Origin of the sequence: Flavivirga spongiicola (assembly GCF_030540825.1) — a bacterium.
Lineage (GTDB): Bacteria > Bacteroidota > Bacteroidia > Flavobacteriales > Flavobacteriaceae > Flavivirga > Flavivirga spongiicola.
On sequence record NZ_JAUOEO010000001.1, the window covers coordinates 1379881 to 1406314 of the forward strand.

The following is a 26434-nucleotide window of genomic DNA, read 5'->3' on the forward strand; positions in this document are numbered from 1 at the left end:
TGATATTAAATTTAAATTCATTTAAAATGCAAACAGAAAAAGTTGTAGATCATATAGTTAATTGGTTAAAAGATTACGCAACGAATGCCGGCGTTAATGGTTTTGTCATTGGTATTTCAGGGGGTATAGATTCTGCCGTAACTTCTACTTTATGTGCTAAAACGGGTTTAAATGTACTATGTATAGAAATGCCTATTCACCAAGCTGAGAGTCATGTAACCAGAGCACAAGAACATATCACTCTTTTAAAAAACAGATTTGACAATGTAAGCGATACACGCACCGATTTAACACCTGTTTTTGAAGAATTTAAAACCGAAGTATTCTCTGATGGCGACCAAGCCACGATAGATATGGCTTTGGCAAATACGCGAGCGCGATTGCGTATGACAACACTTTACTATTATGCTGGGCTTTACAAATTATTGGTAGCCGGAACAGGTAATAAAGTGGAAGATTTTGGTGTTGGTTTTTACACAAAATATGGTGATGGTGGCGTCGATTTGAGTCCAATTGCCGATTTGCTAAAATCTGAAGTCTACAAATTAGGGGCTTATTTACAAGTACCTGAATCTATCATGCAAGCCGCTCCTAGTGATGGTTTATTTGGAGATACCAGAAGTGATGAAGACCAAATAGGAGCCTCGTACCCGGAACTCGAATGGGCAATGAAAATGGACGATGCCGGTAAAAATGCAAACGATTTTTCTGATAGAGAATTAGAAGTTTTTAAAATTTATAAACGCTTTAATAGTGCCAATAAACATAAGATGATTCCCATACCAATTTGTGATATTCCCAACATTTTGTTGTAGGAATTGTAAATTACTCAAAAATTCACTACATTTGCTGCAAGCTTACTCTCTCAATTATAATACCATTCTAACTAAATATTATAAAAGCTTTACATTATGATTAAACTATTAATAGCGGACAACCACCCAATCACAAGAAAAGGGTTAGAAGTCCTTTTTTCTGCCTCTCCAAACATTAAAATTGTAGGAAGCGTAAATGATGGCGAAGCCATCTTAGAATTCATTAAAAAGAATCCTGTAGACATTATTTTAACCGAAGCCGATTTCCCTAAATTAAATGGGTTAACAGTGTTACGTTATTTAAAAAATGACTATCCGGATATAAAAACCATTATCTTTAGTGGCCAACCAGAAGAAGTTTATGCCATAAACGCCATCAAAGCTGGCGCATCTGGGTATTTAAACAAATCTGTTAATGTTATAAGCATTAATGAGGCTATATTAAAAGTGCATGACGGAGGTATTCATTTAAGCAATGAATTAACTCAGCAACTTGCATTTGGCAATAGAGTTAATAAAAGTGGTACTTTTTATAAAAAACTATCAACTAGAGAAGCAGAAGTTTTAAAGCTGTTAACGGTTGGTAGAAAAAACAAAGAGATTTCTAAGGAACTTGATATTAACGAGAAAACGGTTAGTACTTACAAAGCAAGATTAATGCGAAAGTTAAAAGTTACTAATTTAGTTGATTTAGTTAATCAAGCTAAGCTAAGCGAGCAACTATAACACACGATTTAATTTTCTAGAGAGTAGCATTTTTAAGCCTGAATAGTCTTTGACTTCTTCCAGAATATTTCTATTTACATCGTTTTTACTTTGTAATGTTTCTTGTTGAAACTCTTTTACTTTTTGGTCTATTAAAAAACATCGTAAACTTAATATAGTTTCACTAACTAATTGTGCGACACTTTGTATTTTTTCTTTTGGAAAAATATTCATGCGTTTCCAGTCATCTAATGCATAACGCTCATCTTCCATTAAAATGGTTGTGATTTCATTAGACGTCTGATTATCAACAGTGTTTATGTATGATTTAAGTTCAAAATCCGGATTTTGATTTAGTGCATCTATAATACTATAATACAGAGTTTTAAACTGTGTATTAGAGAATTCCATTTCATCATCTTGAAGGTCTAGAAATATTTTTTCGAAGACCTTCGATTGATGGATTACTGGCTCTAAAATCAATTCACCTTTGTCATTTTCTTTTAAAACTAAATCTTCAAAGTCTTCTACTTTGTTTCCATAGAGCAATAGAACTTCTATAATCTTTCGTTCTAAAATATACTGTACATCAACCTTTTTTACGGGTTCCTGATGTTTGATAACCTCAAATGCTTTTTTGTCTTTTTTAAACTGTTTATTATCTTCCTGAAACTCCTTTTTATTAATTTGAGCTAGCGTACTAAACAAAACTTCTTCGCTAATGTCCATTATTCTGGCACATTCCTGAATATAAATTTCCTTTTTAATACGATCTGGGATTTTAGAAATACTGTTTACAATATCTCTAACAGTGTCTGCTTTCTTAATAGGATCATTTTTTGATTCTTCAAATAAAACAGATGCTTTAAATTGAATAAAATCTTTTGCATTTTCATTCAAATACAGAGTCAGTTCTTCAAGCGTGTTTTGTTTTGCAAAACTATCTGGATCCTCCCCTTCTGGAAAGGTGCAAACTTTCACATTCATGCCTTGTTCCAAAATAAGATCAATACCTCGTAGCGAAGCACGCATACCGGCAGCATCACCATCAAAAAGTACCGTGATATTTTTTGTTAACCTATTAATAAGTCGAATTTGCTCTGATGTTAAAGCCGTTCCAGATGAAGACACCACATTTTTCACACCCGTTTGATGAAATTGAATAACATCCGTATATCCCTCAACTAAATAACAATTATCTTCCTTAGCAATACCCTGCTTCGCATGATATATACCGTATAACACATTACTTTTATGGTAAATATCACTTTCTGGAGAGTTTACGTATTTAGCAGCCTTTTTATCATTCGTTAATATGCGTCCACCAAACCCTAAAACACGACCACTCATACTTTTAATAGGGAACATAACACGTCCTTTAAACCTATCAAAACGCTTGTCTTCTTTTACAATAGTAAGTCCCGTTTTTTGTAAATAATCAATATTATAGCCTTGCTTTAAAGCTTCATCTGTAAAGGCTTGCCAGGCATCAAGTGAATACCCTAAATCAAACTTTTTTACGGTTTCCTCGGTAAATCCACGTTCTTTAAAATAGCTTAACCCAATTGATTTTCCCTGATCGGTCTTATGAAGTATTTTTTGAAAATATGTATTTGCAAACTCACTCACTAGATATAAACTTTCGCGTTCATTCGCTTGCTCTTTTTGCTCATTAGATTGTTCGGTTTCCTCTATTTCAATATTATATTTTTTAGCAAGGTATTTGATGGCTTCTGGATAGGTAAAATGTTCGTGTTCCATTAAAAATGATACCGCCGTGCCGCCTTTACCTGTAGAAAAATCTTTCCATATTTGTTTTACAGGCGACACCATAAAACTTGGTGAACGCTCATCACTAAAAGGGCTTAAACCTTTAAAATTGCTTCCTGCCTTTTTAAGATTTACAAAATCTCCAATAACTTCCTCTACACGAGAAGCTTCAAACACTTGGTCTATGGTTGTTGCTGATATCAAACTATTTGTCATTCCTGCGAAAGCAGGAATCTTTTAAATTAAAACTAAAATGGATTTCTTGTATTCCGATTACGCTCACTATAAACTAAGGAACGACCATGTAAAAGTAATACAAACTATTGATATTAGAAACCTAATATTTTTTTGAATTTGCAAGAAAATCAAACTAATTTCGTTCAATGGTATATAGAAAACAAATTAAAACTTACTTTATCAAAGCATTATTAATGATTAAAGACCTCTTAAGTAAAATGATATCAAAAAATGTTCTTTCATTAATTTTAACTCTTATTAGTCTAAATGTTATCGCTCAAAAAACGGACTATTCTATTGATAAGTTGGAGAGCAAACTTGATTCACTTATTCTAAACGTTATGGAATCTGATCATATTCCAGGAGCTACTTTTATTATTGTAAAAGACGGAAAAACCATCCTAAAAAAAGGGTATGGCTATACCTCTTTAGGCAAAAATGCAAAATTAGTCAGCCCAGATTCAACCATTTTTAGAATTGGTTCTATTACCAAAACATTTACGGTAACGGCTTTACTACAATTAAAGGACAAAGATAAAATCAATCTGGATACTGATGTCAATACCTATTTAAAAACAGTAAAAGTACCAGCTAATTATAAAAAACCTGTCACACCTTTTCATTTAATGACCCATAGTGCAGGGTTTGATGAGCTTAGAGGGCGGGTTGTCTACAAACAGAATAAACAAATTTCGCAAAATACTTTCCTAAAAAACAAACTAGTTAGATTGAGGGAACCTGGAGTTGTTTCAGCTTATTCTACTTTCGGAATAGCACTAGCAGGTTTATTAGTGGAGGATATAAGTGGTCTTAGTTTAGAAGCGTTTATGAACAAAAATATTTGGACACCTCTTGACATGTCAATGACGAGTATAGAAATCCCAAAAGATCAAGAAAATTATCTATCAATAGGCTATGAATACGAGAACGGAATTAATAAACCTCAGCCCTGGGAATGGTATCACACTTATCCTGCGTCATCTATAAATAGTACAGCTACCGATATGGCTAAATACATGCAAATGCATTTAAATTTAGGGACCTTCAATAATCATAAAATTCTGAATAAGGCTACTGCCCTAAGTATGCAACAGCAACAACTCTCTGTCCTACCTCAAGTAGACGGTTTTGCATTTGGTCTTTATGAAAAAAATCATTTTGGTCTAAAAACGTACAATCATGGAGGGGATATGTTGGGATATAGCACATTTATGACCTTAGTTCCTGAAAAAAACATGGGAATCTTTGTAGCTAATCACCATGAAGGTACTAACCTTAGAAAAAAAGTTGTAGAAACTATATTAGAGCATTTTGCAAAAAATCCAGAAATAATTTATAATCCAAATAGGATTAAAACTAATGTAAACAAATTCGCAGGAAACTATAGATGGATGAGTACTTGTAAAACATGTCCAAAAAATCGCCACGAACAAACATACAGCCTTACTGCTAATGATGACAACACCCTTTCGGGATTTAACAGAACATTTTATCAGATAGAACCTTTATTATTTAAAAGTTATGATGGAAAACGAACCATGGGCTTTATAAAGAATGAAAAAGGAGATGTTGTATATATGTCCTTAGGAAATATCAATGCTTTCGAAAAAGTAAATTAGAATTAGCTGGTAAAACAGGTAATTAAATTGAAGTATTTTGTGATAACTTATTAAACAACTTCTTTTAAATTAAAACTAAAATAAACTCCTGTCTTTGCAAAAACGATTATATAAAAGCAATATAAACTAAATTTATACAAACACGCCATAGCGCATTGAACACAAACATTTATGGAAACTGAATTATTAGAAATTTCACCAGTAATGCCAAGTCAAAATATTGATCGAGACATTGAATGGTATGAAAAACATGTTGGATTTCAAGTTATACATAAAGACAAAATGTATGCTGTATTAAGGAGAAAAAATCTTTTCATTCACTTACAATGGCATGCTGACACAAAAGAAGATCCATTACTTGGTGGTTCCGTTATAAAAATATTTGTAAAGAATTTAGAGCCGATTTTTAAAGAATTTGTAGAAAGAGGGACTATAAAACCTGAAAAGCTGCGATTAAATACTGATTGGAAAACAAATGAATTTGGATTTTATGACTTGAACAATAATTCAATTTTTATAGTCGAAGATATTTAAAAACAGAATTGGCATTAATAAACCGTGTAAGTTTATTAGATAATACCTTTATTGGAATGACTCTAAGGATGATTCCACACAAAATCACAGTCGAAGCTTTTAAACAAACTTTTTAAAAATAAAACCCAAAAGTACCAGTAATACCAAATTTTCTGGCATCTGGATTCGCAACTTCATCCAAATAATTCCCTCTAAAGTTAAAGTCTATTCTAAATACTTTAAAAATATTACCAACTCCCAAACTGTATTCATAATACATTTTATCCGATGGTGCGACCAAAGGAATAGAATTTGGGTTACTTGTGGTATTTAATAAAATATTTTCATCAGAAATCTCTCCCCAGACACCACGTATACTCACAATTTCACGGAGATTGAACTTCCTTAAAAACGGAATCCTTGAAAACAAACGCCCGTTAAAATTATGCTCTAAATGCAACGAAGTATAAGTATCGGATACAAATTCGTAAAAATCTAATTGAGAAAAGGTATTATAGATAGAGAAATACGATTGGTTTCCTGGTATTACACTTAATAAGCCAAGCGGTACTTCTCCAAAGGTTTTCCCAGCTTCTACAGTTGTGGTTAATCTACCAAAACCACCAACTTGCCACGGCTGTATATATGATAACTGTAATTTTGTATAGTCAAAATCACTATCAAACAGCCCCTTATCTCCTCTACTTACTTGAGCAAATATCCGTGCAAAACCATCATTAGCTTCACGACGTTCTACACCAAAACCTGTCATTTTTCGTTTTGGAAAAAAAGACACAGACAATGAGCTTTCAAACTGCTTAATTTCAGATGCTATGCCTGTTGGTGTATTATAATCTAAGCTAAAAGTGGGTGACGCAGATTCTAAAGTCCGGTAATTTCCGCCCAATCTAAAAATAACATTGCGCCATGGTTCTGCTTCGATGGCTAAGCTGGTTAAATTTAAGGAAGTTAATTTATCATTAGTACTTGTTCCAACAACTGATGAAGAGGCTAAACTTCTTCCTAAAACATCGGTAGAAGTTGTTAAACTCGCACCTATTTGTTCAACATCACGCCGATTGCCTCCAGAAATAATCAGTCTGCTCTTTTTATCTAACAACCATTTTCCAGAAATACCATATTTAAATTTATCATCTCCAAAACCATAAGCTAAAAACCCTTGTAATCGCCAAAGATCATTTCTTCCAAAATAAGTACGTCCCCCTACTCGCAAACGTAAGTTTTCCACTTCGTTGAATCCAAAGGTTGAGAAAATAGGGCCGTAATCTAAAGGTAGGGTATTAAACTCAATATAGCCAGATGATAAAATACTTCCTAAATTATAAAGTTGCTTAAATTTCTTGACCGTTTTTAAAGTATCAAGCATTTTATAAACCCCCTTTTCATCTTTATTTAAAGCTTCTAAACGATTCTCTGCCCAAAAGGCATCTCCTCTATCGTAAACATCTTTATCGTAGTTATAAACTTCACGATCATAGAACTTTTTATCCAGTTCTTTATCAAACTCATAATTATCATATAATGTGGTACGTTTGCCATAAACACCCCGCGATTTCTCCTTTTTATTCAAAGCAAAATCAGACATCATATAATCACGTTTCACAAGAAATAAAGAATCGTTTAGCACTTCAAACTCTTGCTCTATATAAATCTCTTTTACCCAGTTTATATTGGCACTTTTTGAAGCTTGTAAATTAATTTCTTTAATAGCATACGTACTATCTGCCACCCAAAAATCACCTTTAAAAGTCAGTTCATTTTTTCGTCTTGGATAATAAATAATATTGTAACACCATTTATTATCTATAAAAGTACTATCGGACAATACATAATTATAAGTACTAATTCCTGTTTTAGACAAAGGACTTACAAAACTTTTATCGAAAAACTTTAAATAATTATCGTATACATTATAATCGGAATACAAATCATTAACAAAATCAATCACTATTTGATTATCGCTAAATCCAGAGTTTTTATTTCCTTTTAGGACTTCCTTCTTTTTATTAATAACGTTATCACCATAGACTCTTGAAGCCGCTTCGTTTATAAACATAGGTAAATATGTTTTACCGGTCACGCGGGATGTATCAACTTCTTCAAAAACAAACTCCATACCTCTAAAAAGTCGACTTTTTATGAGTGCACTATCTATAGTATTAATATCAAATTCCACCTTTTCGTATTTATCGTATTCGTATTGTTTATATAGGTTTAAACCGTTTTTGCGTTTATGTTCCCAGATTTTTCTAAGCAAGTCAATAGCTGGATTGTTCTTTTTTGACTGCTTTCCAGCTGTTATAACAATTTGGTCCAATTGTGCATTTTCTTCTTTAAGCGTAAACTTTAAATTATAATTTACCTTTTTATCTAAAGGCACTTTTAATAGCTCATAACCAATAAAAGAAATGGTTAATGCATCCCAGGTTTCATCAGATTCTAAATAGAACTTTCCATTTTCATTTGTTATGGTTCCAATGGTAGAGCCTTTAAAAATAACATTTGCAAACGCTACAGGCTCGTTAAACTCGTCAAACACATAACCGCTAGCTTTAGTTTGTGCTATTGTGGACATTATTCCGAAGAAAAAAAATGTAATAGGTAGTCTTATATTCATAATAACAAAAAACTTCATCAACAATCGTGCTAATGAAGTTCATATAACGCAAAAAATTTTAATTTATTTGTATAATACTTTTTTTACCGCTTTTATAACATCATCGCTATTTGGTAACCATTCTGCTAATAAAACCGGTGAGTACGGTGCTGGCGTATCTGCAGTATTAATTTTTACAATCGGAGCATCTAAATAATCAAACGCTTCACTTTGTACTAAATAGGTGATTTCGGTGGCCACATTCCCAAAAGGCCATGCTTCTTCTAAAACTACTAGTCTGTTGGTTTTTTTAACCGATTCCAGAATCGCTTTTCTATCCATTGGACGAACAGTACGCAAATCAATAATTTCACAAGAAATATTCTCTTTAGCTAATTCGTCGGCTGCTTTATAAGCTTCTTTAATGATCTTTCCAAAAGACACAATCGTTACATCTGTTCCTTCACGCTTAATCTCTGCAACACCTAAAGGCAATACATATTCGCCTTCTGGCACTTCACCTTTATCTCCATACATTTGTTCGCTTTCCATAAAAATAACCGGATCATCATCACGAATCGCTGCTTTTAATAAACCTTTTGCATCATACGGATTAGAGGGTACAACTACTTTTAATCCAGGCGTGTTAGCAAACCAATTTTCAAATGCTTGTGAATGCGTTGCTCCTAATTGACCTGCTGAAGCAGTAGGACCACGAAACACAATCGGGCATTTAAATTGCCCTCCGGACATCTGTCTTATTTTTGCAGCATTGTTTATAATTTGATCAATTCCAACTAAAGAGAAGTTAAACGTCATATACTCAACAATCGGTCTGTTCCCGGTCATCGTAGAACCAATAGCTATCCCTGCAAAACCAAGTTCTGCAATGGGTGTATCAATAACACGCTTGGCTCCAAACTCATCCAACATCCCTTTTGATGCTTTGTAAGCACCATTATATTCTGCTACTTCTTCACCCATTAAATAAATGCTTTCATCCCTGCGCATTTCTTCGCTCATGGCTTCACATATAGCCTCTCTAAATTGAATTGTCTTCATTAACCTAATTTTAATTCGAGTTGCAAAAATAGGAATTATTGATTATAATTTTACATAAAAACTAACAGTAAAATTATCCACAAAAAAAAATTATCAATTTTAAAGAAATTATATACGAATAATGAAGATTTGTTACTTTAAATTAATTCTATTTTTTTTATTTATTCCTTAGTTTACCAATCATTCGTTTATTAATTTTTAAGAAAACATTAATAGATCATGAACTTTTGATATTTTATTTCGATTATTTGCTATGCGTGCATAGTAAATAATCGAAATAAAATAATTACCTTCGTAAACTCAAAATTTTGTCGAAAATTTTAATATTTAAACGGTTGTTTTTCAACCAATAATTACACAAAATTAACAGACTAACTTAAATAAAAAACTAAACGATTAAATTGTTATAATATGAAAATATTAGTGTGCATTAGTCATGTCCCTGATACAACTTCTAAAATTAATTTCAGTGAAGGTGACACAAAATTTGATACCAACGGTGTACAATTTGTAATAAACCCAAATGATGAATTTGGTTTAACCCGCGCTATGTGGTTTAAAGAAAAACAAGGTGCCCATGTTACGGTTGTAAATGTTGGTAGTACAGAAACAGAACCTACACTTCGTAAAGCTTTGGCCATTGGTGCCGATGCAGCAATTAGAGTAAACACTGCTGCTTCTGATGGTTTTTCGGTAGCAAAACAATTAGCAAATGTTGTTAAAGATGGTGCTTATGATTTAGTTATTGCTGGTCGTGAGTCTATCGATTATAATGGTGGTATGGTTCCAGGTATGATTGCAGGATTAACCAACGCTAACTTTGTAAATAATTGTATTGGCTTAGAAGTAGATGGTACTTCTGCGCAAGTTGTTAGAGAAATTGATGGTGGAAAAGAAACGGTCTCTACAGCCCTGCCGCTAGTCATTGGCGGACAAAAAGGATTGGTTGAAGAAAGTGATCTTAGAATCCCAAATATGAGAGGGATTATGATGGCGCGTCAAAAACCTTTAACCGTTGTTGATCCTATTGATGCCAATGCAGAAACAACCTCTGTTAAATTTGAGAAACCTGCACCCAAAGGTGCTGTAAAATTGGTTTCGGCAGATAATTTAGATGAATTGGTAAATCTACTTCATAACGAAGCTAAAGTTATTTAAAGCCTCCCCTAACGCCTCCAAAAGGAGGGGATTAGAAAACGGAAAACAATATTAACAAAAAAGCCCTTAAGTCCTTTCCTTTGGAGAGGAATTGGGGTGAGGAAAAAAATTAGAAATTTTTTATGTCAGTTTTAGTATATACAGAATCAGAGCAAGGCACCTTTAAAAAAGCAGCTTTAGAAGTTGCTTCTTATGCCAAAGCAGTAGCTAATCAATTAGGAACAACCGTTACAGCCGTTACTATAAATGTAGATGGTGCTTCAGAATTAGGAAACTATGGTGTCGATAAAGTTTTAAATGTGTCGAATCCGCAATTACAATCTTTTAACGCTAATAGCTATGCAGAAGCTATTAAACAAGCGGCAGAAAAAGAAGCAGCAAAAGTTGTTATAGTCAGCTCCAGTGCTGATAGTAAATATTTAGCACCACTTTTAGCCGTTGGTTTAAATGCAGGATATGCTTCTAATGTTATTGAAGCCCCAACGAGTACATCTCCTTTTACAGTTAAACGTACCGCATTTACTAATAAGGCTTTCGAAATATCTCAAATCAATACCGATGTAAAAATCATAGGTGTTTCTAATAATTCGTTTGGTTTGGTAGAAAATAGTGGTAACGCTTCCTCGGAAGATTTCTCTCCTTCAATTTCAGATTCGGGAATAAAAGTAGAATCTATTGATAAAGCGACAGACAAAGTCACTATTGCAGATGCTGACATCGTTGTATCAGCTGGCCGCGGATTAAAAGGTCCTGAAAATTGGGGTATGGTAGAAGAATTGGCAGATGTTTTAGGAGCAGCAACAGCATGTTCTAAGCCTGTTTCAGATTTAGGATGGAGACCTCATAGCGAGCACGTTGGTCAAACTGGTAAACCTGTAGCATCAAATTTATATATTGCGATAGGTATTTCCGGAGCCATTCAACATTTGGCTGGAATTAATGCCTCTAAAGTAAAAGTAGTCATCAACACAGATGCTGAAGCGCCTTTCTTTAAGGCCGCAGATTATGGCGTTGTTGGAGATGCTTTTGAAGTTGTTCCGCAACTTATAGAAAAATTAAAAGCTTTTAAAGCACAACAATAAATTATTTTTTATAAATTGTATAGTCGTATAGAACTGCTTAAATTAGCACTAAATACTTAAATCTGTCTCTGTCAGTTGGTAAAGTCCTAATTTAAACGGTTCTTTGCGTTTTTTATAAATTATGAGTTTAGTAAGATTAAATATAAAAGGAATATCCTATAGCCAAACCCAAAACGGTGCTTATGCCTTAATTCTAAACGAATTAGATGGCGACCGTAAACTTCCAATTGTCATTGGTGCTTTTGAAGCACAATCTATTGCCATTGCTTTGGAAAAAGAAATTAGGCCTCCCAGACCATTAACACACGATTTATTTAAAAATTTCTCAGACCGTTTTGATATTGTTGTAAAACAAGTGATTATCCATAAACTAGTTGATGGTGTTTTTTATTCTAGTTTAATTTGCGAGCGTGATAAAATTGAAGAAATTATAGATGCCAGAACTAGTGATGCTATTGCCTTAGCACTTCGTTTTGACGCACCTATTTTTACTTATAAAAACATTCTTGATAAGGCTGGGATCTATTTAAAAGTGAATCCGAAGGAAGAGGGTGAAAATGAAGACAGTATTTTGGTAGATGATATCATTTCCACCGAGTTAGAGTCAGATGCTCCTCGTGAAAACCTTAAAGGAAAAACACTTGAAGAGTTACATAGCTTATTAGACGAAGCTGTTTCTAATGAAGACTATGAAAAAGCAGCTCATATTCGTGATGAAATCTCGAAACGAGAATAAACTATCTCGGAGCAAGCTCATGAGGTATTATATAGAAAAATAATTTTTAAAACCCAAAGCAAGATTTGGGATATTAGATCTAAAGATCCCGCTGGATACTGAAACAAGTTCAGCACATGAAGCGGGATTAATCTGTCTGCCGGCAGGCAGGTTCAACTTACAATTTTGAAGACATTGCTTCGCAACTTTTCAAAATTGAGTTTCACTAATAAATTTACTCTTTAATATGAAACAGTTTTCTTTGTTTTTTGTCGCTATTTTTTTCTTATTTACATCGTCAACTATAGCACAAGAGACAAATGAAACCAAACCCTTGGATTCTGTTCAAAATGAAACTACTGTTCAACAAAAGACACCTGTAAATAATTCTGTAGACACTTTAAGCATAAATAACACAGATTCAAAACCTGAAGATGCATCAATAAAAAGTACTACTAATAGCTCTACAAATACCATTATTCCAAGTCAAGGTTTTTCAATTAATAGCTTATGGCGAGGTATTTTAGGCATGATTTCTTTAGTATTTCTAGCCTTTCTTTTTAGTAGCAATAGAAAAGCCATTAATTGGAAGATTGTCGGTATTGGTTTAGCCTTTCAGTTATTAATTGCTATTGGCGTTTTAAAAGTTGAATTCATTAAGGGCATTTTTGAATTTATTGGTGGGCTTTTTGTTGAAGTCTTAGAGTTCACAAGAGCAGGTAGTAAGTTTTTGTTTGAAGGATTAGTTGTAGATATGGATACGTTTGGGTTTATATTTGCTTTTCAAGTATTACCAACCATTATATTCTTTTCTGCCTTAACTTCCGTTTTATTTTATTTAGGCATTATTCAAAAGGTGGTAAAAGCTATGGCTTGGTTACTTTCTAAAGCTTTAAAAATTTCTGGAGCAGAGAGCCTGAGTGTAGCTGGTAACATCTTTTTAGGTCAAACAGAAGCACCTCTTTTAATAAAGGCTTATTTAGAAAAAATGAATAAGTCCGAAATGCTTTTAGTCATGATTGGTGGCATGGCAACTGTTGCAGGAGCCGTATTAGCAGCATACATAGGCTTTTTAGGAGGTAATGATCCAGAACTCAGATTATTTTATGCAAAACACCTTTTAGCTGCTTCAGTAATGGCAGCTCCCGGTGCCATCGTTATTTCAAAAATATTGTATCCACAAACTGAAGATGTTAACACAGACGTTAAAGTTTCTCAGGAAAAAATTGGCGCTAACATTTTAGATGCTATCGCCAATGGAACTACAGAAGGTTTAAAACTCGCCGTTAATGTGGGTGCTATGCTTTTAGTGTTTGTTGCCTTTATTGCTATGTTTAATGGTATACTAGGTTGGGTTGGTGATATCTCTACAATAAATACATGGGTAGTTAGCAATACGCCATATAAAAGTTTATCACTTGAATTAATTTTAGGCTACACTTTTGCACCACTCATGTGGCTTATTGGTGTTGCTAAAGAAGATATGGCCTTAATGGGGCAATTGTTAGGTATTAAATTAGCAGCTAGTGAATTTATAGGCTATATACAATTGCGAGATTTAAAAAACGTTACAAGCGCAGTACATCTCAATTATGAGAAGTCTATAATTATGGCAACTTATATGCTGTGTGGTTTTGCAAATTTTGCTTCTATTGGTATCCAAATTGGAGGTATTGGATCTTTAGCTCCGGGACAACGAAAATTACTATCTCAGTTTGGTATGAAAGCACTCATTGGTGGGACTATCGCCTCTTTAATTTCTGCTACTATTGCAGGTATGATTATTGGTTAACCTAATTCCTGAGAAGGCAGGAATCTTATTCATAAAACAGTTAATAACTTTATAATATATATTGAACTACCGAGCATTAAAACTTAAATGCTTTTTTTTATTTTTACTCCCAATATTTTGTCATACTGAGCGCAGTCGAAGTATCTTAAGTAAAAGATTTTCGCTACATTCTAAATTTATTTTTAATTTAAAGAGATTCCTGCCTACGCAGGAAGTTATTATGAAACAATACCACGACCTTGTAAAACACGTTTTAGAAAACGGACATGAAAAAGGAGACCGTACCGGTACTGGTACGAAAAGTGTTTTCGGGCATCAAATGCGATTTGATTTAAGTGAAGGTTTCCCTATGGTTACTACTAAAAAACTACACTTAAAATCAATAATTTACGAATTACTTTGGTTTCTAAAAGGGGATACGAATACCAAGTACCTTACAGAAAACGGTGTACGTATTTGGAATGAGTGGGCAGATGCCAATGGCGATTTAGGACCTGTTTATGGACATCAATGGCGCAACTGGAATAGCGATGAGATAGATCAAATTAAGGAAATTATTCATACTTTAAAAAACAACCCTAATAGCCGTAGAATGTTGGTCTCTGCATGGAATCCATCTGTGTTACCAGACACTTCAAAATCATTTGACGAAAACGTCGCTAATGGTAAAGCAGCTTTGCCGCCTTGTCATGCATTTTTTCAATTTTATGTAAGCCCCCCAGCCCCCAAAGAAGGTGTAAATGCTAAACCACGGTTATCTTTACAACTATATCAACGAAGTGCAGATATCTTTTTAGGCGTGCCTTTCAACATTGCATCTTATGCTTTATTCACTATGATGATGGCGCAAGTTTGTGGTTATGAGGCTGGCGAATTTATCCATACGTTTGGTGATGCGCATATTTATAGCAATCATTACGAACAATTGGAGCTGCAATTATCCAGAGCACTTAGACCATTGCCTAAAATGATATTAAACCCAGAGATAAAAGATATTTTCGATTTTACTTTCGATGATTTCTCTTTGGTAGATTACGATCCACATCCGCATATAAAAGGTGCAGTGGCCATATAAATTCCTGCGAAAGCAGGAATCTCATGAATTAAACATGAAATAATAATGTCTTATCGATTACTCGATCAGACAAAAAACACAAACTTTGAAACAATTATTTCCATTAATATTACTCTTTTTAAACGCATCTATCTACTCTCAAGAAAAAACTGACGAAGCTATTGAAGAATCTCATAAAATTCCTTTTGCCATAATAGAAAAACCTCCTATCTATAATGAAATTCATTGTCATGAAAAACTTAGCAATTCTGAGTTAAAAAAGTGTTTTACTCGAAGTATTGCAAATCATGTCAGTCGTCATTTTAATGCTAATGTAGTTAAACGGTCTGAACTACTTGTTGGACAAATTAGAATAAGAGCTTTTTTTACAATAGATAAAGAAGGAAATATTAAAGACATTAAGGCAGAAGTACCCCATCCAAAATATGAAGAAGAAACTTTTCGTGTATTAAAACTAATTCCAAAAATGAAAAAACCCGGTTATCACAAAGGGAAACCTGTTTCTATTTCTTATATGATACCCATTGTCTTTAACATGGATAACTCTGAAAGTCCAGGAAATAACTAGTATTAAAAAAGTACTTTCTGTAATAGAAAATACTTTTTTAAATTTAAGATTACATTAAACTAAACGTTTAATACACCATTTTCAGCCGATGCATAGTCACTCCACGCGTAAGCATCTGCTTGTTCATCATTGATGTAAGTTCCATCAACAATATACCTAAACTCATAAGAGTTATCTTTTTCTAAAGCTACAGTCCCTTTAAAAGTACCATTTTTAAGCTTTTTAAGTGTTGTTGATTTTGTGTTCCACTCGTTGAAAGTTCCAACTACGGTGACCTCATTTGCTTCTTTAGCAGGTACAGAAAAAGTTACTTTACAAACTGGTTTGCTTTTTAAATATTGTTTTGTAATAGCCATAATTTTAATTTTTTGTGTTGATTTTGTAACAAATTTATAAAACAAAGCGTCCCATATTTGTATGTAATTGGGTAAACCCAAAAGAATTATCAATTTGTTAAGTATTACTTTACATTTATTTAAACTACGTAAAATGTCTGTGTCATATTTATCAAATTACCAAACCCGTATTTTTGTTTTTCGTCTGATTTTCAGTGCTTTTAAAACGAAAACGATTTCGTTTTAAAACATAAAAAATTCAACAAAATATTATAACTTTACACCTCTTATTAGACGCTTATGTTTGGAAAAAAGAAAGAACGCCCTCAAATAGATCAGGAGCAATTGGAACTGATTCAAAATGCTCAAAAACGTATTAAACAGAAGAAACGTTTATACATTCACTTTGTACTTTTTTTAATTGGTTCTGTATTTATAATTCTTGCTAATACTGTTCTGGACATAGGTAAAGATTTTACTCTGTTTGGGAAAGAATGGTTTTTATTTGCTATTCTTATTTGGCTTTTCTTTTTCCTTTATCATACATTTAATGTGTTTATTACACATAAATTCATGGGAAAAGCCTGGGAGCAAAAACAATTGGACAAACTCATGGTGCAACAGAAGCTAAGAATAGAGCAGCTGAAAACTGAACTTAAAAAAGAAGCACCTCATATTGCAGAAAGCGAGCATTATAACGAATCTCTAAAGAAAAAAGAAAAAACGTCTGAGCTTACTATTATTGTTGCTGCTGCAGAAAATGATGCTATAGGTAAAGACAATAAATTGATTTGGCATTTAAGTGACGATTTAAAACGTTTTAAAAGCCTTACTAATGGTCACCATATTATTATGGGAAGAAAAACTTTTGAAAGTTTCCCGAAGCCCTTACCCAACAGAACACATATTGTGATTACAAGGCAAGCTGATTATCAAGTACCCGAAGGTATTATCGTCGTTAATAGTTTAGAAGACGCGATTAGTGCGGTTAAAAATGATCCGCAGCCTTATATTATTGGTGGTGGCGAAATATACAAACAAGCGTTATTATTGGCCGATAAAATTGAATTAACACGAGTACATGAAGATTTTGAAGCGGATGCCTTCTTTCCAGAAATAGACACTTCCATTTGGAAAGAAACGGCTAATATCTTTCATACTAAAGATGACAAACATAAGTATGAGTTTTCGTTTTTGACTTATGAGAGGAAGTAGAGCAAGACTTGATTTTGTAAAAACTTTCAACTAAATTCGTTCCTGTCTGCCGACAGGCAGGTAACATAAAATAATGGAACGACATGTGCTGAACTTGTTTCATATTAAGTCATTGGCAATAATTAGAACTAATACAAATATGTTATCTAAACTTCACATACTTCTACTTGGTGTCTTTATTTCTTTATCTAGCTGTAGTAAGGATAATACACTTTCTGAACCTATTGTGAATAGGAATTTTAAGATGGGATTTACTACTTGGAGTTTTGGACCTAATATACAAGATGTAAATGATACGTATTCATTTATAGAAAATAATGCAGATATCTATACCGAACATATTGACAATAAAATTCCTTGGAATGCTTGGATGAATAATTTGACCTTACCTACAGAATTTACAAATGAAATTACTGGTAGAGCAAACAGAAAAATAGACAACGCTCAATTATTACTTTCTGTTAGCTTATTAAATTCAAATAGAGACGAACTTGCCGAGGACTTCGATGGTACGATTCCTTCATATTCAAATCTAAATGATGTTGAAATTGAAGATGCCTATTTTAAACATATTAACTATTTAGTAAGTCAATTAACGCCAGACTATTTAGTTATAGCTATTGAAGTTAATGAATTAAGAATAAGAGCTGAAGGTAAATGGGACTCATACAAACTATTAATTCAGAATGTAAAATCAAGGATTAAGCGATTATATCCAAACTTAACAATTTCAGAATCCATATCGTTACATAATTTGCATGAGCCTGATGTTCCTAATCCAACAGAACATATAGATGAAATGACAAGCTATATGAATCAAATGGATTTTGTAGCTATTAGTTTTTATCCTTTTTTTAAAAATCTACATTCAAAAAACGAATTTCAACAAACTTTTGATTTTTTGCACAACAACATTAACAAACCTATTTCTTTTGTAGAAACCAGTCATATAGCAGAGGATTTAATAGTGCCAAATTTAAATATATCTATTAATGGAACCGAAATTGAGCAAAACCTTTATTTAGAAACCTTATTAGAAAATGCCCAAGAACAGAATTATGAATTTGTAATTTGGTGGACGCACAGAGATTATGATACACTTTGGGAAACATTTCCTGTGGAGCTAAAAGACATTGGTCAATTATGGAGAGACTCAGGATTGCTTGATGAAAACAGTAACGAAAGATTATCAAAAACTACTTGGAATACTTATTTAAATAAATAACTATTTCCAATACTGTATAAATTAATTGCTGGTACAAGCCTCTTACGAAAATTCTTGCGGATTTTCTATTCAGTTTATATTTGCTAAATTAGGTGCTTAAAACACGCAACTAATCTTATAAACACGTTAAACGAATATGCCTATAAATCCTCAAACCCCTAGCTAAAAGATTCTTATACATCAATATCCTGCATCGTTTCTTTAAATCGCTTTACAAACGCTCTAGCCTCCATTTCATTATTGCGTGCAAAACCTATACGAATAGCATTATGATTAGCATTTTCTACGTCATAACACTGCCATTCTGAAATAATTAGTTTGTGTTGTTTCGCCACTTTTGTAACCCTATCCCACGAATAGTTTTCATTTAAAACTACCCATAATGCCATACCTCCTTTAGGGATTTCAAAAGACAGATAATCACTTAATTCCTGTTTAAGAAGTTTACAGAATAAGTCACGACGGGCTTTATATATTTTAACGACTTTTTTAATATGTCTGTCTAGACTCCCATCTTTAATAAAATTAGAAAATGTTAATTCTAAAATAGCATCGCCTTGTCTGTCCACAAAACGTCGCAACTTGGCACATTCATCGACAAAATCCTTTGATGCGATTAAGTAACCAACCCTATAAACTGGTGCTACCGTTTTACAAATCGAACCTACATAAATAACATTCCCATGCGTATCATGACTTGCTAGAGGTAAAATAGGTGCATGGTTATAATGAAAATCGTAATCATAATCATCCTCAAGAATGGCAAAACGATAGGTTTTAGCCAAATTTAAAAGATGCATTCTTCGCTGTGCAGAAAGCGTCACAGTGGTTGGGTGGTGGTGGTGTGGTGTGGTATAAACCGCTTTAATAGCATACTTTTCACATAGTCTTTCTATAGCGTTTGTGTCTAATCCATTTTTATCTACTCTAACTCTTAATAATTTGGCTTTAGCAAATTCAAACGTCGTATCTGCTGAACTATAATTGGTCTCTCCCACTATAATATACTCTTGGTTTTCAATTAATAATTGAGATGCTAAAAACATGCCCATCTGGCTTCCTCTGGTTATAAGAATATTATCTTTAGTAATGTTTAGCCCTCTGGTTTCATTCAAATAGCTCACCAAAGTATCTCTTAATTCTGGATTACCATAAGTGGTCCCATAATTCATATATTTAAGCGTATGCTTCTTATTCGAAATTTTTCTATAAATAATCGACAACTCTTTAACTGGTGTCAGCCTTTCATCCGAAACACCATCGTTGACATACATATAATCATCTAGATAGTCCTGTGGAAAATTTTGATCTAAAATGGGGTTTTGTTTAAAGCTAAACCCTGTAATATCATTCTTTTTGCTAACGGTCTTTTCAATCCATTTTTGCTGCTGTAAAATGGGGATGTCCTTATGAACAAAGGTTCCTTTTTTTGGAATACTCTCAATCCACCCTTGTAATGTAAGCTCCTCGTAACAAGCTACTACCGTTTTTCTGTGCACCCCTATTAAATCTGACAAGGTTCTACTTCCTGGTAGTTTCGCCTGTGGCGGTAGAGTTCGTTCCTTGATTAAATCTATAAATTGGTTGGTTAACTGAATATAAACAGGCTGTTTAATAGCTCTATCTATTTTAATAATGGTTTTATAAGGAATCATAACTGGACTATTAAAAAAATGATTTCTGGATGAATACAACGATCCATAAATCTACTAATTTTGTTTTAAATAACAATCAAATCGAACAGTTATGTCAACGTATGCAACATCTGAATTAAACCAAGTAAAACGAGGCGCTAAAAGAGCCGTTTATGATGTAGAACAAATAAATAATATTCTGGACGCAGGGTTTGTGGGGTACGTAAGCTACAATTACAATGGAAAGGCAATTTGCCTGCCTATGGCCTACGGTAGAATAGAGAATAAAATATACCTGCATGGCTCTCTGAAAAATCGCATGTTGTTAGCACTTTTAGAAGCTAAAGAAGCCAGTATGACTATCATGCATTTAGATGCACTCATATTAGCACGTTCCGGATTTCATCACTCTGTAAATTACAGATCTGCGACCTTATTTACTAGCATTACTAAAGTTGAAAACCGAGAAGAAAAAGAAGCTGCTTTAAAATGTGTTGTAGATCATATGATTCCTGGTCGCTGGGAAGAACTAAGGCCGATGAATCTTAAAGAATTTAATGGTACGCTTGTTCTTGAAATGGAAATACAAACCGCATCGGCTAAAATTAGAGACGTCGGTGTTGTAGATGAAAAAAGTGATTTAGATCTTCCTATTTGGGCAGGCATTATACCATTAAAACAAGTGGCGGAGCTTCCTGTTAAAGATGCCTTATTACCAAGACAAATAAGAACCCCTAAGCATGTGGTAGCCTATTATAAAAAGAATAAAGCCTAAACAATGAAAAAATCCGACTTAAAATTTATTCCAGACTTCTTTGATAGGTACATCGCATTGGTTGATGACCATACTCATTTAATAGATGGCTTAAAGCATAGTGAAACTATTTTAGAAAGCATTTCTGAAAAGTTGGTTCAACATCAGGAATATAGGTACGAGTCAAATAAATGGACACCCAAAGAATTACTTCAGCATATAATTGATACTGAAAGAATCCTTGCTTACAGAGCGTTGTGCATATCCAGATTAGAACCAAAAGCCTTATTAGGGTTTGATGAAAATATATATGCTAAAAATGCATACGCTAACAACAGGAGTATAGAAGATTTACTAAAGGAATTTAGATTAGTAAGACAATCAACCATCCCTTTATTCGAAAGTTTCAATGAAGATATGCTCCATCGAGTTGGTATTAGTTCTGAAATAAGGATAAGTCCTCTGGCTTTTGGGTTTACTATTATTGGACATGCAAAACATCATTTTAATATTTTAGAGGAACGTTATTTTACTAAGAGGTAAACTTTAATAATATGGCGCTTTTAGGCATCACATTCTTTTTCTGAATCTTCTCTTAAATTTGAGTAATTTTGCGGCATGGTAAAAGAGATTCAGCTTCGTATTTCACTTAAAGACGAAGAACGCAGTGATATTTTAATAATAAAATCGGCGTATGCGTTAGATATAGATAAAGAAGCTATTACAGGTGTCAAAGTACTTCGTAAATCTATTGATGCTCGAAAACCAAAAATTATTTTCAACTATAAAGTTGCTGTTTATATTAGAGAGACATTACCAAAAACCTCTGAATATCAATTTGATTATAAAGATATTTCAAAAGCCAAACCCATACATATTATCGGGTTCGGTCCAGCAGGTATGTACGCTGCTTTACGTTGTATTGAATTAGGTTACAGACCCATCGTGTTAGAACGTGGCAAAAATGTTCAGGATCGCCGGCGTGACTTAAAGGCAATTAATCAAGATCATTTTGTAAATGAAGACTCCAACTATTGTTTTGGTGAAGGCGGTGCAGGTACTTATAGCGATGGCAAATTATATACTCGAAGTTTAAAACGAGGGGATGTGCGTCGAATTTTTGAAAACTTAGTGTTTCATGGGGCCACTGATCAGATTCTGGTGGATGCACATCCACACATAGGCACTAATAAATTACCTAAAGTGGTTCAAAATATACGAGAAACCATTTTAAATTATGGTGGTGAAATTCATTTTGAAACCAGAGTGACTGACTTCATTATAAAAGCTAACAAAATACAAGCCATACAACTTCAAAACGGCGAAGAAATAGCAGTAAACAGAGTTATTTTAGCAACGGGGCATTCAGCTCGAGATATCTTTTATTTATTGCATAAAAAGAAAATAGCATTAGAAGCAAAATCGTTCGCCATGGGGGTTCGGGTAGAGCATCCACAACACATTATAGATTCTATACAATATCATTGTAGTGGTGAACGTAACAAATTACTCCCGGCCGCTTCGTATAGTTTAGTAAATCAGATAAATAACAGAGGCGTCTATTCCTTTTGCATGTGCCCAGGTGGATTTATAGTACCGGCAGCCACGGCAAATGGTGAAGTCGTGGTAAATGGCATGTCTCCTTCTAAACGAAATAATCTGTATGCAAATTCAGGTATTGTCGTTGAAATTAATGCGGATGCTGATTTGCACAAATATGAGAAATTCGGCGTTTTAAAAGGGTTAGAGTATCAAAAAAACTTAGAAAAACTAGCCTTTACTGCAGGAGGAAGAAGTCAGATTGCTCCAGCTCAAAAACTCACCGATTTTGTAGAAGGAAAACTATCGGACGATTTAAACCCAACCTCCTATCAACCAGGTTTAAAATCGGCTCCTTTACATTCCTTATTACCAAAATTAATAGGGAGCAGACTTAGAAAAGGGTTTCAAGCCTTCGGACAGAAAATGAAAGGCTATTATACTGCTGAAGCTAACATTGTTGGGGTAGAATCCAGAACCTCATCACCAGTTTGTATTCCCAGAAACGAACACTTACAACACCCAGAAGTTTCTAATTTATTTCCATGCGGAGAAGGTGGTGGTTATGCAGGTGGTATTATATCTGCTGCCATGGATGGAGAACGTTGTGCGGAAGCTGCTATTGTGAATTTGTAGAAAAGAATTGGAATCTAAGTATTAAGGATAAAGATAGGAACTCAAGAAGTTAGAAGCTAGAAGCTAGAAGCTAGAAGCTAGAAGCTAGAAGCTAATATTAAATCATCTTCCTAATTAATAACCATATAACTATAAAATCTTTATTCTTGATTCTATAAACGAAGTAGTCTTAGTTCTTAAAAAATTATTTATACTTTTGCAGCACTGAAAACCAATCAACATGAAACATTCATGAATAAATTTTCTGTATCCTGGAGAAACAATTAAATGAATGTTAGGCATGACTTTAAAAAGCAATAATTACAACACATGAAAGCATATATATTTCCAGGGCAAGGCGCTCAATTTTCAGGAATGGGTTTAGACTTATACGAAAACTCACCTTTAGCTCAAGAATTATTTGAACAAGCAAACGATATTCTTGGTTTCACCATTACTGATACCATGTTTGAGGGATCTGCTGAAGATCTTAAAGAAACTAAAGTAACACAACCTGCTATATTTTTACACTCAGTTATTTTAGCAAAAACTTTAGGTGACTCTTTTAAACCAGAAATGGTTGCTGGTCATTCCCTTGGAGAATTTTCTGCACTGGTAGCTAATGGCACTTTGAATTTTGAAGATGGATTAAAGTTAGTATCTCAACGCGCTTTAGCTATGCAAAAGGCTTGCGAATTGCAACCGAGTACCATGGCTGCTGTTTTAGGCTTAGATGATGATATTGTTGAAAAAGTATGCTCAGTAACTGATGGTGTTGTAGTCGCAGCAAATTACAACTGTCCAGGACAATTAGTGATTTCAGGAGAGATTGATGCTATTGATAAAGCATGTCTGTCTTTAAAAGACGCTGGTGCACGTCGCGCATTAGTATTGCCAGTTGGCGGTGCTTTCCATTCACCATTAATGGAGCCTGCTCGTGAAGAATTAGCAGCAGCTATAGAAAATACAACATTTAGCAAACCGAACTGCCCTATTTATCAAAATGTAACGGCAAATGCTGTTATTGACGAAACGGCCATAAAAACTAATTTAATTTCTCAATTGACGGCACCTGTACGTTGGACACAATCTGTACAACAAATGATTGCAGATGGTGCTACTTTATTTACCGAAGTTGGCCCGGGTAAAGTTTTACAAGGTCTGGTAAAGAAAATTAATAGAGAGGCTCAAACGGCTTCAGCAACTTTTGAAAATAACTAAATGAAATTATCGAAACGTTCTATTTACATTATTTTAGTTATTATTTTAACTATTGCGGTTGATCAAGTTTCTAAAGTACTGGTTAGGACCCATATTGAAGCTCGAACAGAAATAAACCCCGGTGAACGGATCTCTTTAATAGGCGATGCTTTCATCATGATGAACGTTGAGAACACTGGTGCTTTTTTAGGTATGGGTAGTGATTTAAGCCCTACGCTTAGAATTATCTTATTACTTCTTTTACCTATTGTGGTACTTGGTTTTGTTTTACGTCATATTTTCAAAGACAAAAATTTAGATAATTTATCTCTTTTTGCTTTCTCAAGTATCATTGGTGGTGGCTTAGCTAATGTTTATGATCGTATTATATATGGTTCCGTTACCGATTTCTTATTTATCGACCTGGGTGGTGTATTTAGAACTGGTATTTTTAATATGGCAGATTTATCAGTAACCACAGGCATGATCATTTTAGTTTTTACCAGTTTTAAGAAAAAGAAATCTTCGGAAGCTTAACAAAAAAATGAATGTTCCTAATTAACACATTATTCTATTTAAGAAAATAGATATTACCATTTATATTACCCTCTTCAGTATTACTTTGTCATTCCTGCGAAGGCAGGAATCCACTAGTTTATAAACACTTCATATATACCCCCTATGATACTACCTTTATATTTTTAATTAATAACAACAGAGTTCTCTGGACTGATAGCAAAGATTTTAAAAAACATATGTCTTTAATAAGAACAAATAGCGACTAAATTAATATTTCGAATATTCAAGTAGATTCCTGCCTTCGCAGGAATGACAAGTATTTTAATTATTTTTTATAAATTTCTCCGTCTTTCATAACAAAAACAATAGCTTCCATAGTTGAAATGTTCTGAGTTGGATCATCATTGGTCGCTACAATATCCGCAATAAACCCTGCTTTAATTTGACCAATTTCATCTTCCATTTCTAAAATTTTGGCATTGGTAATTGTTGCACTCTGTATCGTTTCTATTGCTGGCATACCAGCCTCAACCATAAAACCAAACTCTTTTCCATTTTCACCATGTTTAAAAACCCCTGCATCTGTTCCAAAAGCAATTCCAACGCCTTTTTCATAAGCTTTAGCAAACGTTTCTTGAATCTGCGGGCCAATAGCTAGTGCTTTAGGCACAACAATATCTGGGTAAAAACCTTTTATCTTAGCCTTTCCTTCTACTTCTTTTCCTGCTGTTATAGTTGGCACATAATAAGCATCGTGTGTTTTCATTAACTCCATAGTTTCCTCACTCATCAACGTACCGTGCTCAATAGTTTTTACACCTCCTATTATCGCTCTTTGCATACCTTCATCTCCGTGAGCATGTGCAGCCACATGCATGCCATAATCTTTTGCTGTTTCGCAAATAGCCTTAACTTCTTCGACAGTGAACTGCGGATTTGTGCCACTCTTCGCCACGCTTAGAACACCTCCAGTAGCTGTTATTTTAATACAATCTGCGCCGTTTTTATAACGTTGTCTTACTGCTTTTTTTGCATCTCCAACACTATTTACAACACCTTCTTTCGGACCTGGATCACCCATCAATTCTTTACGACTTCCATTTGTAGGATCTGCGTGCCCTCCTGTAGTTGCTATAGATTTCCCCGCTGTAAATATTCTGGGTCCATTAACTTTTCCTGAATTAATCGCATTTCTAAGTGAAATATTAACTCCCGTGCCTCCTAAGTCTCTAACGGTAGTAAATCCAGCATTTAATGTCGCTTTTGCAAATCCCAACGAGCTAAAAGCAACGTCCGCATCATTTAATGTGTATTTCTGTAGATAACGCTTCGGATTGGTTTCATGCTCAATATGCACATGCATATCGATAAGCCCTGGCATGGCTGTTTTTGTCTTTAAGTCAATAACGACATCTTCAGGGTTTCGTATAGGGATATACCCCTTTTCAACAGATATTATTTTATCATTAGAAACAACAACTGTCATTTCTTTTAAAACCTTACCTCTCTGTGTGTCAATTAGTTTACCACAATGCAAATAAGTGTTTTGTGAAATACCGCTAAAAGAAAGTGATACCAGAAATATAAGAATTAACTTTTTCATATTCAGAGTTTAAATAGTTACACTCTAAATATACATATTCCTTTTGAAGAAAAAGATTGTTGAATAA

Annotated in this window: 23 protein-coding genes; 17 read left to right on the forward strand and 6 right to left on the reverse strand. The window is 33.8% G+C overall.

The genetic code is table 11. The features are described from left to right. The first annotated feature begins 26 nt into the window (after positions 1 to 26). Entirely contained in the window at positions 27 to 815 is a 789-nt protein-coding gene (gene nadE, locus Q4Q47_RS05245) for an NAD(+) synthase (protein WP_303305598.1), read from the forward strand. Positions 816 to 911: 96 nt separating this feature from the next. Beyond that, positions 912 to 1541 carry a response regulator gene (locus tag Q4Q47_RS05250; protein ID WP_303305599.1) on the forward strand — a complete coding sequence of 210 codons (630 nt, stop codon included), beginning with the start codon at positions 912 to 914 and terminating at the stop codon, positions 1539 to 1541. Here Q4Q47_RS05250 and dnaG read toward each other — a convergent pair. After that, positions 1536 to 3494: a DNA primase gene (dnaG, locus tag Q4Q47_RS05255; RefSeq protein WP_303308442.1), complete on the reverse strand. Its 1959-nt coding sequence runs from the start codon at positions 3492 to 3494 to the stop codon at positions 1536 to 1538. The genes Q4Q47_RS05250 and dnaG overlap by 6 nt on opposite strands. Before the next feature lie 227 nt (positions 3495 to 3721). Here dnaG and Q4Q47_RS05260 point away from each other — a divergent pair, with 227 nt between their 5' ends. Then, positions 3722 to 5146, forward strand: coding sequence for a serine hydrolase domain-containing protein (locus tag Q4Q47_RS05260; RefSeq protein ID WP_303305600.1), 1425 nt, complete (start codon positions 3722 to 3724; stop codon positions 5144 to 5146). A 171-nt stretch (positions 5147 to 5317) separates the two neighbouring features. Beyond that, positions 5318 to 5680, forward strand: coding sequence for a VOC family protein (locus tag Q4Q47_RS05265; RefSeq protein WP_303305601.1), 363 nt, complete (start codon positions 5318 to 5320; stop codon positions 5678 to 5680). A 112-nt stretch (positions 5681 to 5792) separates the two neighbouring features. Here the strand turns inward: Q4Q47_RS05265 and Q4Q47_RS05270 are convergent, their stop codons facing one another. Next, positions 5793 to 8255 (reverse strand): DUF5686 family protein, encoded by a 2463-nt coding sequence (locus Q4Q47_RS05270; protein ID WP_303305602.1) that lies wholly within the window; start codon positions 8253 to 8255, stop codon positions 5793 to 5795. Positions 8256 to 8360: 105 nt separating this feature from the next. Further along, entirely contained in the window at positions 8361 to 9338 is a 978-nt protein-coding gene (locus Q4Q47_RS05275; RefSeq protein WP_303305603.1) for a pyruvate dehydrogenase complex E1 component subunit beta, read from the reverse strand. A 411-nt stretch (positions 9339 to 9749) separates the two neighbouring features. Here Q4Q47_RS05275 and Q4Q47_RS05280 point away from each other — a divergent pair, with 411 nt between their 5' ends. From Q4Q47_RS05280 to Q4Q47_RS05305, 6 genes are all read left to right on the forward strand, one after another. Continuing rightward, complete coding sequence (locus Q4Q47_RS05280; protein ID WP_303305604.1) at positions 9750 to 10496, forward strand: electron transfer flavoprotein subunit beta/FixA family protein; 747 nt, start codon at positions 9750 to 9752, stop codon at positions 10494 to 10496. 122 nt (positions 10497 to 10618) lie between these two features. Then, positions 10619 to 11578: an electron transfer flavoprotein subunit alpha/FixB family protein gene (locus Q4Q47_RS05285; protein ID WP_303305605.1), complete on the forward strand. Its 960-nt coding sequence runs from the start codon at positions 10619 to 10621 to the stop codon at positions 11576 to 11578. A gap of 121 nt (positions 11579 to 11699) precedes the next feature. Next, a complete protein-coding gene (locus Q4Q47_RS05290) occupies positions 11700 to 12314 on the forward strand; it encodes a bifunctional nuclease family protein (RefSeq protein ID WP_303305606.1) in 615 nt (204 codons plus the stop codon). A gap of 226 nt (positions 12315 to 12540) precedes the next feature. After that, positions 12541 to 14085: a NupC/NupG family nucleoside CNT transporter gene (locus tag Q4Q47_RS05295; protein WP_303305607.1), complete on the forward strand. Its 1545-nt coding sequence runs from the start codon at positions 12541 to 12543 to the stop codon at positions 14083 to 14085. A 220-nt stretch (positions 14086 to 14305) separates the two neighbouring features. Beyond that, a complete protein-coding gene (locus Q4Q47_RS05300) occupies positions 14306 to 15160 on the forward strand; it encodes a thymidylate synthase (protein WP_303305608.1) in 855 nt (284 codons plus the stop codon). Positions 15161 to 15245: 85 nt separating this feature from the next. Next, entirely contained in the window at positions 15246 to 15728 is a 483-nt protein-coding gene (locus Q4Q47_RS05305; RefSeq protein WP_303305609.1) for an energy transducer TonB, read from the forward strand. A 59-nt stretch (positions 15729 to 15787) separates the two neighbouring features. On the opposite strand, the gene Q4Q47_RS05310 is transcribed toward Q4Q47_RS05305, so the two are convergent. Then, complete coding sequence (locus Q4Q47_RS05310; protein WP_303305610.1) at positions 15788 to 16084, reverse strand: isoamylase early set domain-containing protein; 297 nt, start codon at positions 16082 to 16084, stop codon at positions 15788 to 15790. Positions 16085 to 16363: 279 nt separating this feature from the next. Between Q4Q47_RS05310 and Q4Q47_RS05315 the strand changes: the two genes are divergently transcribed. After that, entirely contained in the window at positions 16364 to 17278 is a 915-nt protein-coding gene (locus Q4Q47_RS05315; RefSeq protein ID WP_303305611.1) for a dihydrofolate reductase, read from the forward strand. A gap of 139 nt (positions 17279 to 17417) precedes the next feature. Then, the gene (locus Q4Q47_RS05320; protein WP_303305612.1) at positions 17418 to 18503 is read left to right on the forward strand and encodes a glycosyl hydrolase 53 family protein; all 1086 of its coding nucleotides are present in this window, start codon (positions 17418 to 17420) and stop codon (positions 18501 to 18503) included. Positions 18504 to 18676: 173 nt separating this feature from the next. Here Q4Q47_RS05320 and Q4Q47_RS05325 read toward each other — a convergent pair whose 3' ends face one another. Then, the gene (locus Q4Q47_RS05325) at positions 18677 to 20158 is read right to left on the reverse strand and encodes an aminotransferase-like domain-containing protein (protein ID WP_303305613.1); all 1482 of its coding nucleotides are present in this window, start codon (positions 20156 to 20158) and stop codon (positions 18677 to 18679) included. 91 nt (positions 20159 to 20249) lie between these two features. On the opposite strand from Q4Q47_RS05325, the gene Q4Q47_RS05330 reads away from it, so the two are divergent. The 5 genes from Q4Q47_RS05330 (at position 20250) to lspA (ending at position 24782) form a co-directional block, all read left to right on the forward strand. After that, the gene (locus Q4Q47_RS05330) at positions 20250 to 20912 is read left to right on the forward strand and encodes a pyridoxamine 5'-phosphate oxidase family protein (RefSeq protein WP_303305614.1); all 663 of its coding nucleotides are present in this window, start codon (positions 20250 to 20252) and stop codon (positions 20910 to 20912) included. 3 nt (positions 20913 to 20915) lie between these two features. Continuing rightward, a complete protein-coding gene (locus Q4Q47_RS05335; protein WP_303305615.1) occupies positions 20916 to 21434 on the forward strand; it encodes a DinB family protein in 519 nt (172 codons plus the stop codon). A gap of 75 nt (positions 21435 to 21509) precedes the next feature. Continuing rightward, a complete protein-coding gene (locus Q4Q47_RS05340) occupies positions 21510 to 23066 on the forward strand; it encodes an NAD(P)/FAD-dependent oxidoreductase (protein WP_303305616.1) in 1557 nt (518 codons plus the stop codon). A gap of 309 nt (positions 23067 to 23375) precedes the next feature. Beyond that, positions 23376 to 24266, forward strand: coding sequence for an ACP S-malonyltransferase (gene fabD, locus Q4Q47_RS05345; RefSeq protein WP_303305617.1), 891 nt, complete (start codon positions 23376 to 23378; stop codon positions 24264 to 24266). Next, positions 24267 to 24782: a signal peptidase II gene (gene lspA / locus Q4Q47_RS05350; RefSeq protein WP_303305618.1), complete on the forward strand. Its 516-nt coding sequence runs from the start codon at positions 24267 to 24269 to the stop codon at positions 24780 to 24782. Between the two features lie 307 nt (positions 24783 to 25089). On the opposite strand, the gene Q4Q47_RS05355 is transcribed toward lspA, so the two are convergent. Further along, complete coding sequence (locus Q4Q47_RS05355; protein WP_303305620.1) at positions 25090 to 26367, reverse strand: metal-dependent hydrolase family protein; 1278 nt, start codon at positions 26365 to 26367, stop codon at positions 25090 to 25092. Positions 26368 to 26434 lie beyond the last annotated feature (67 nt).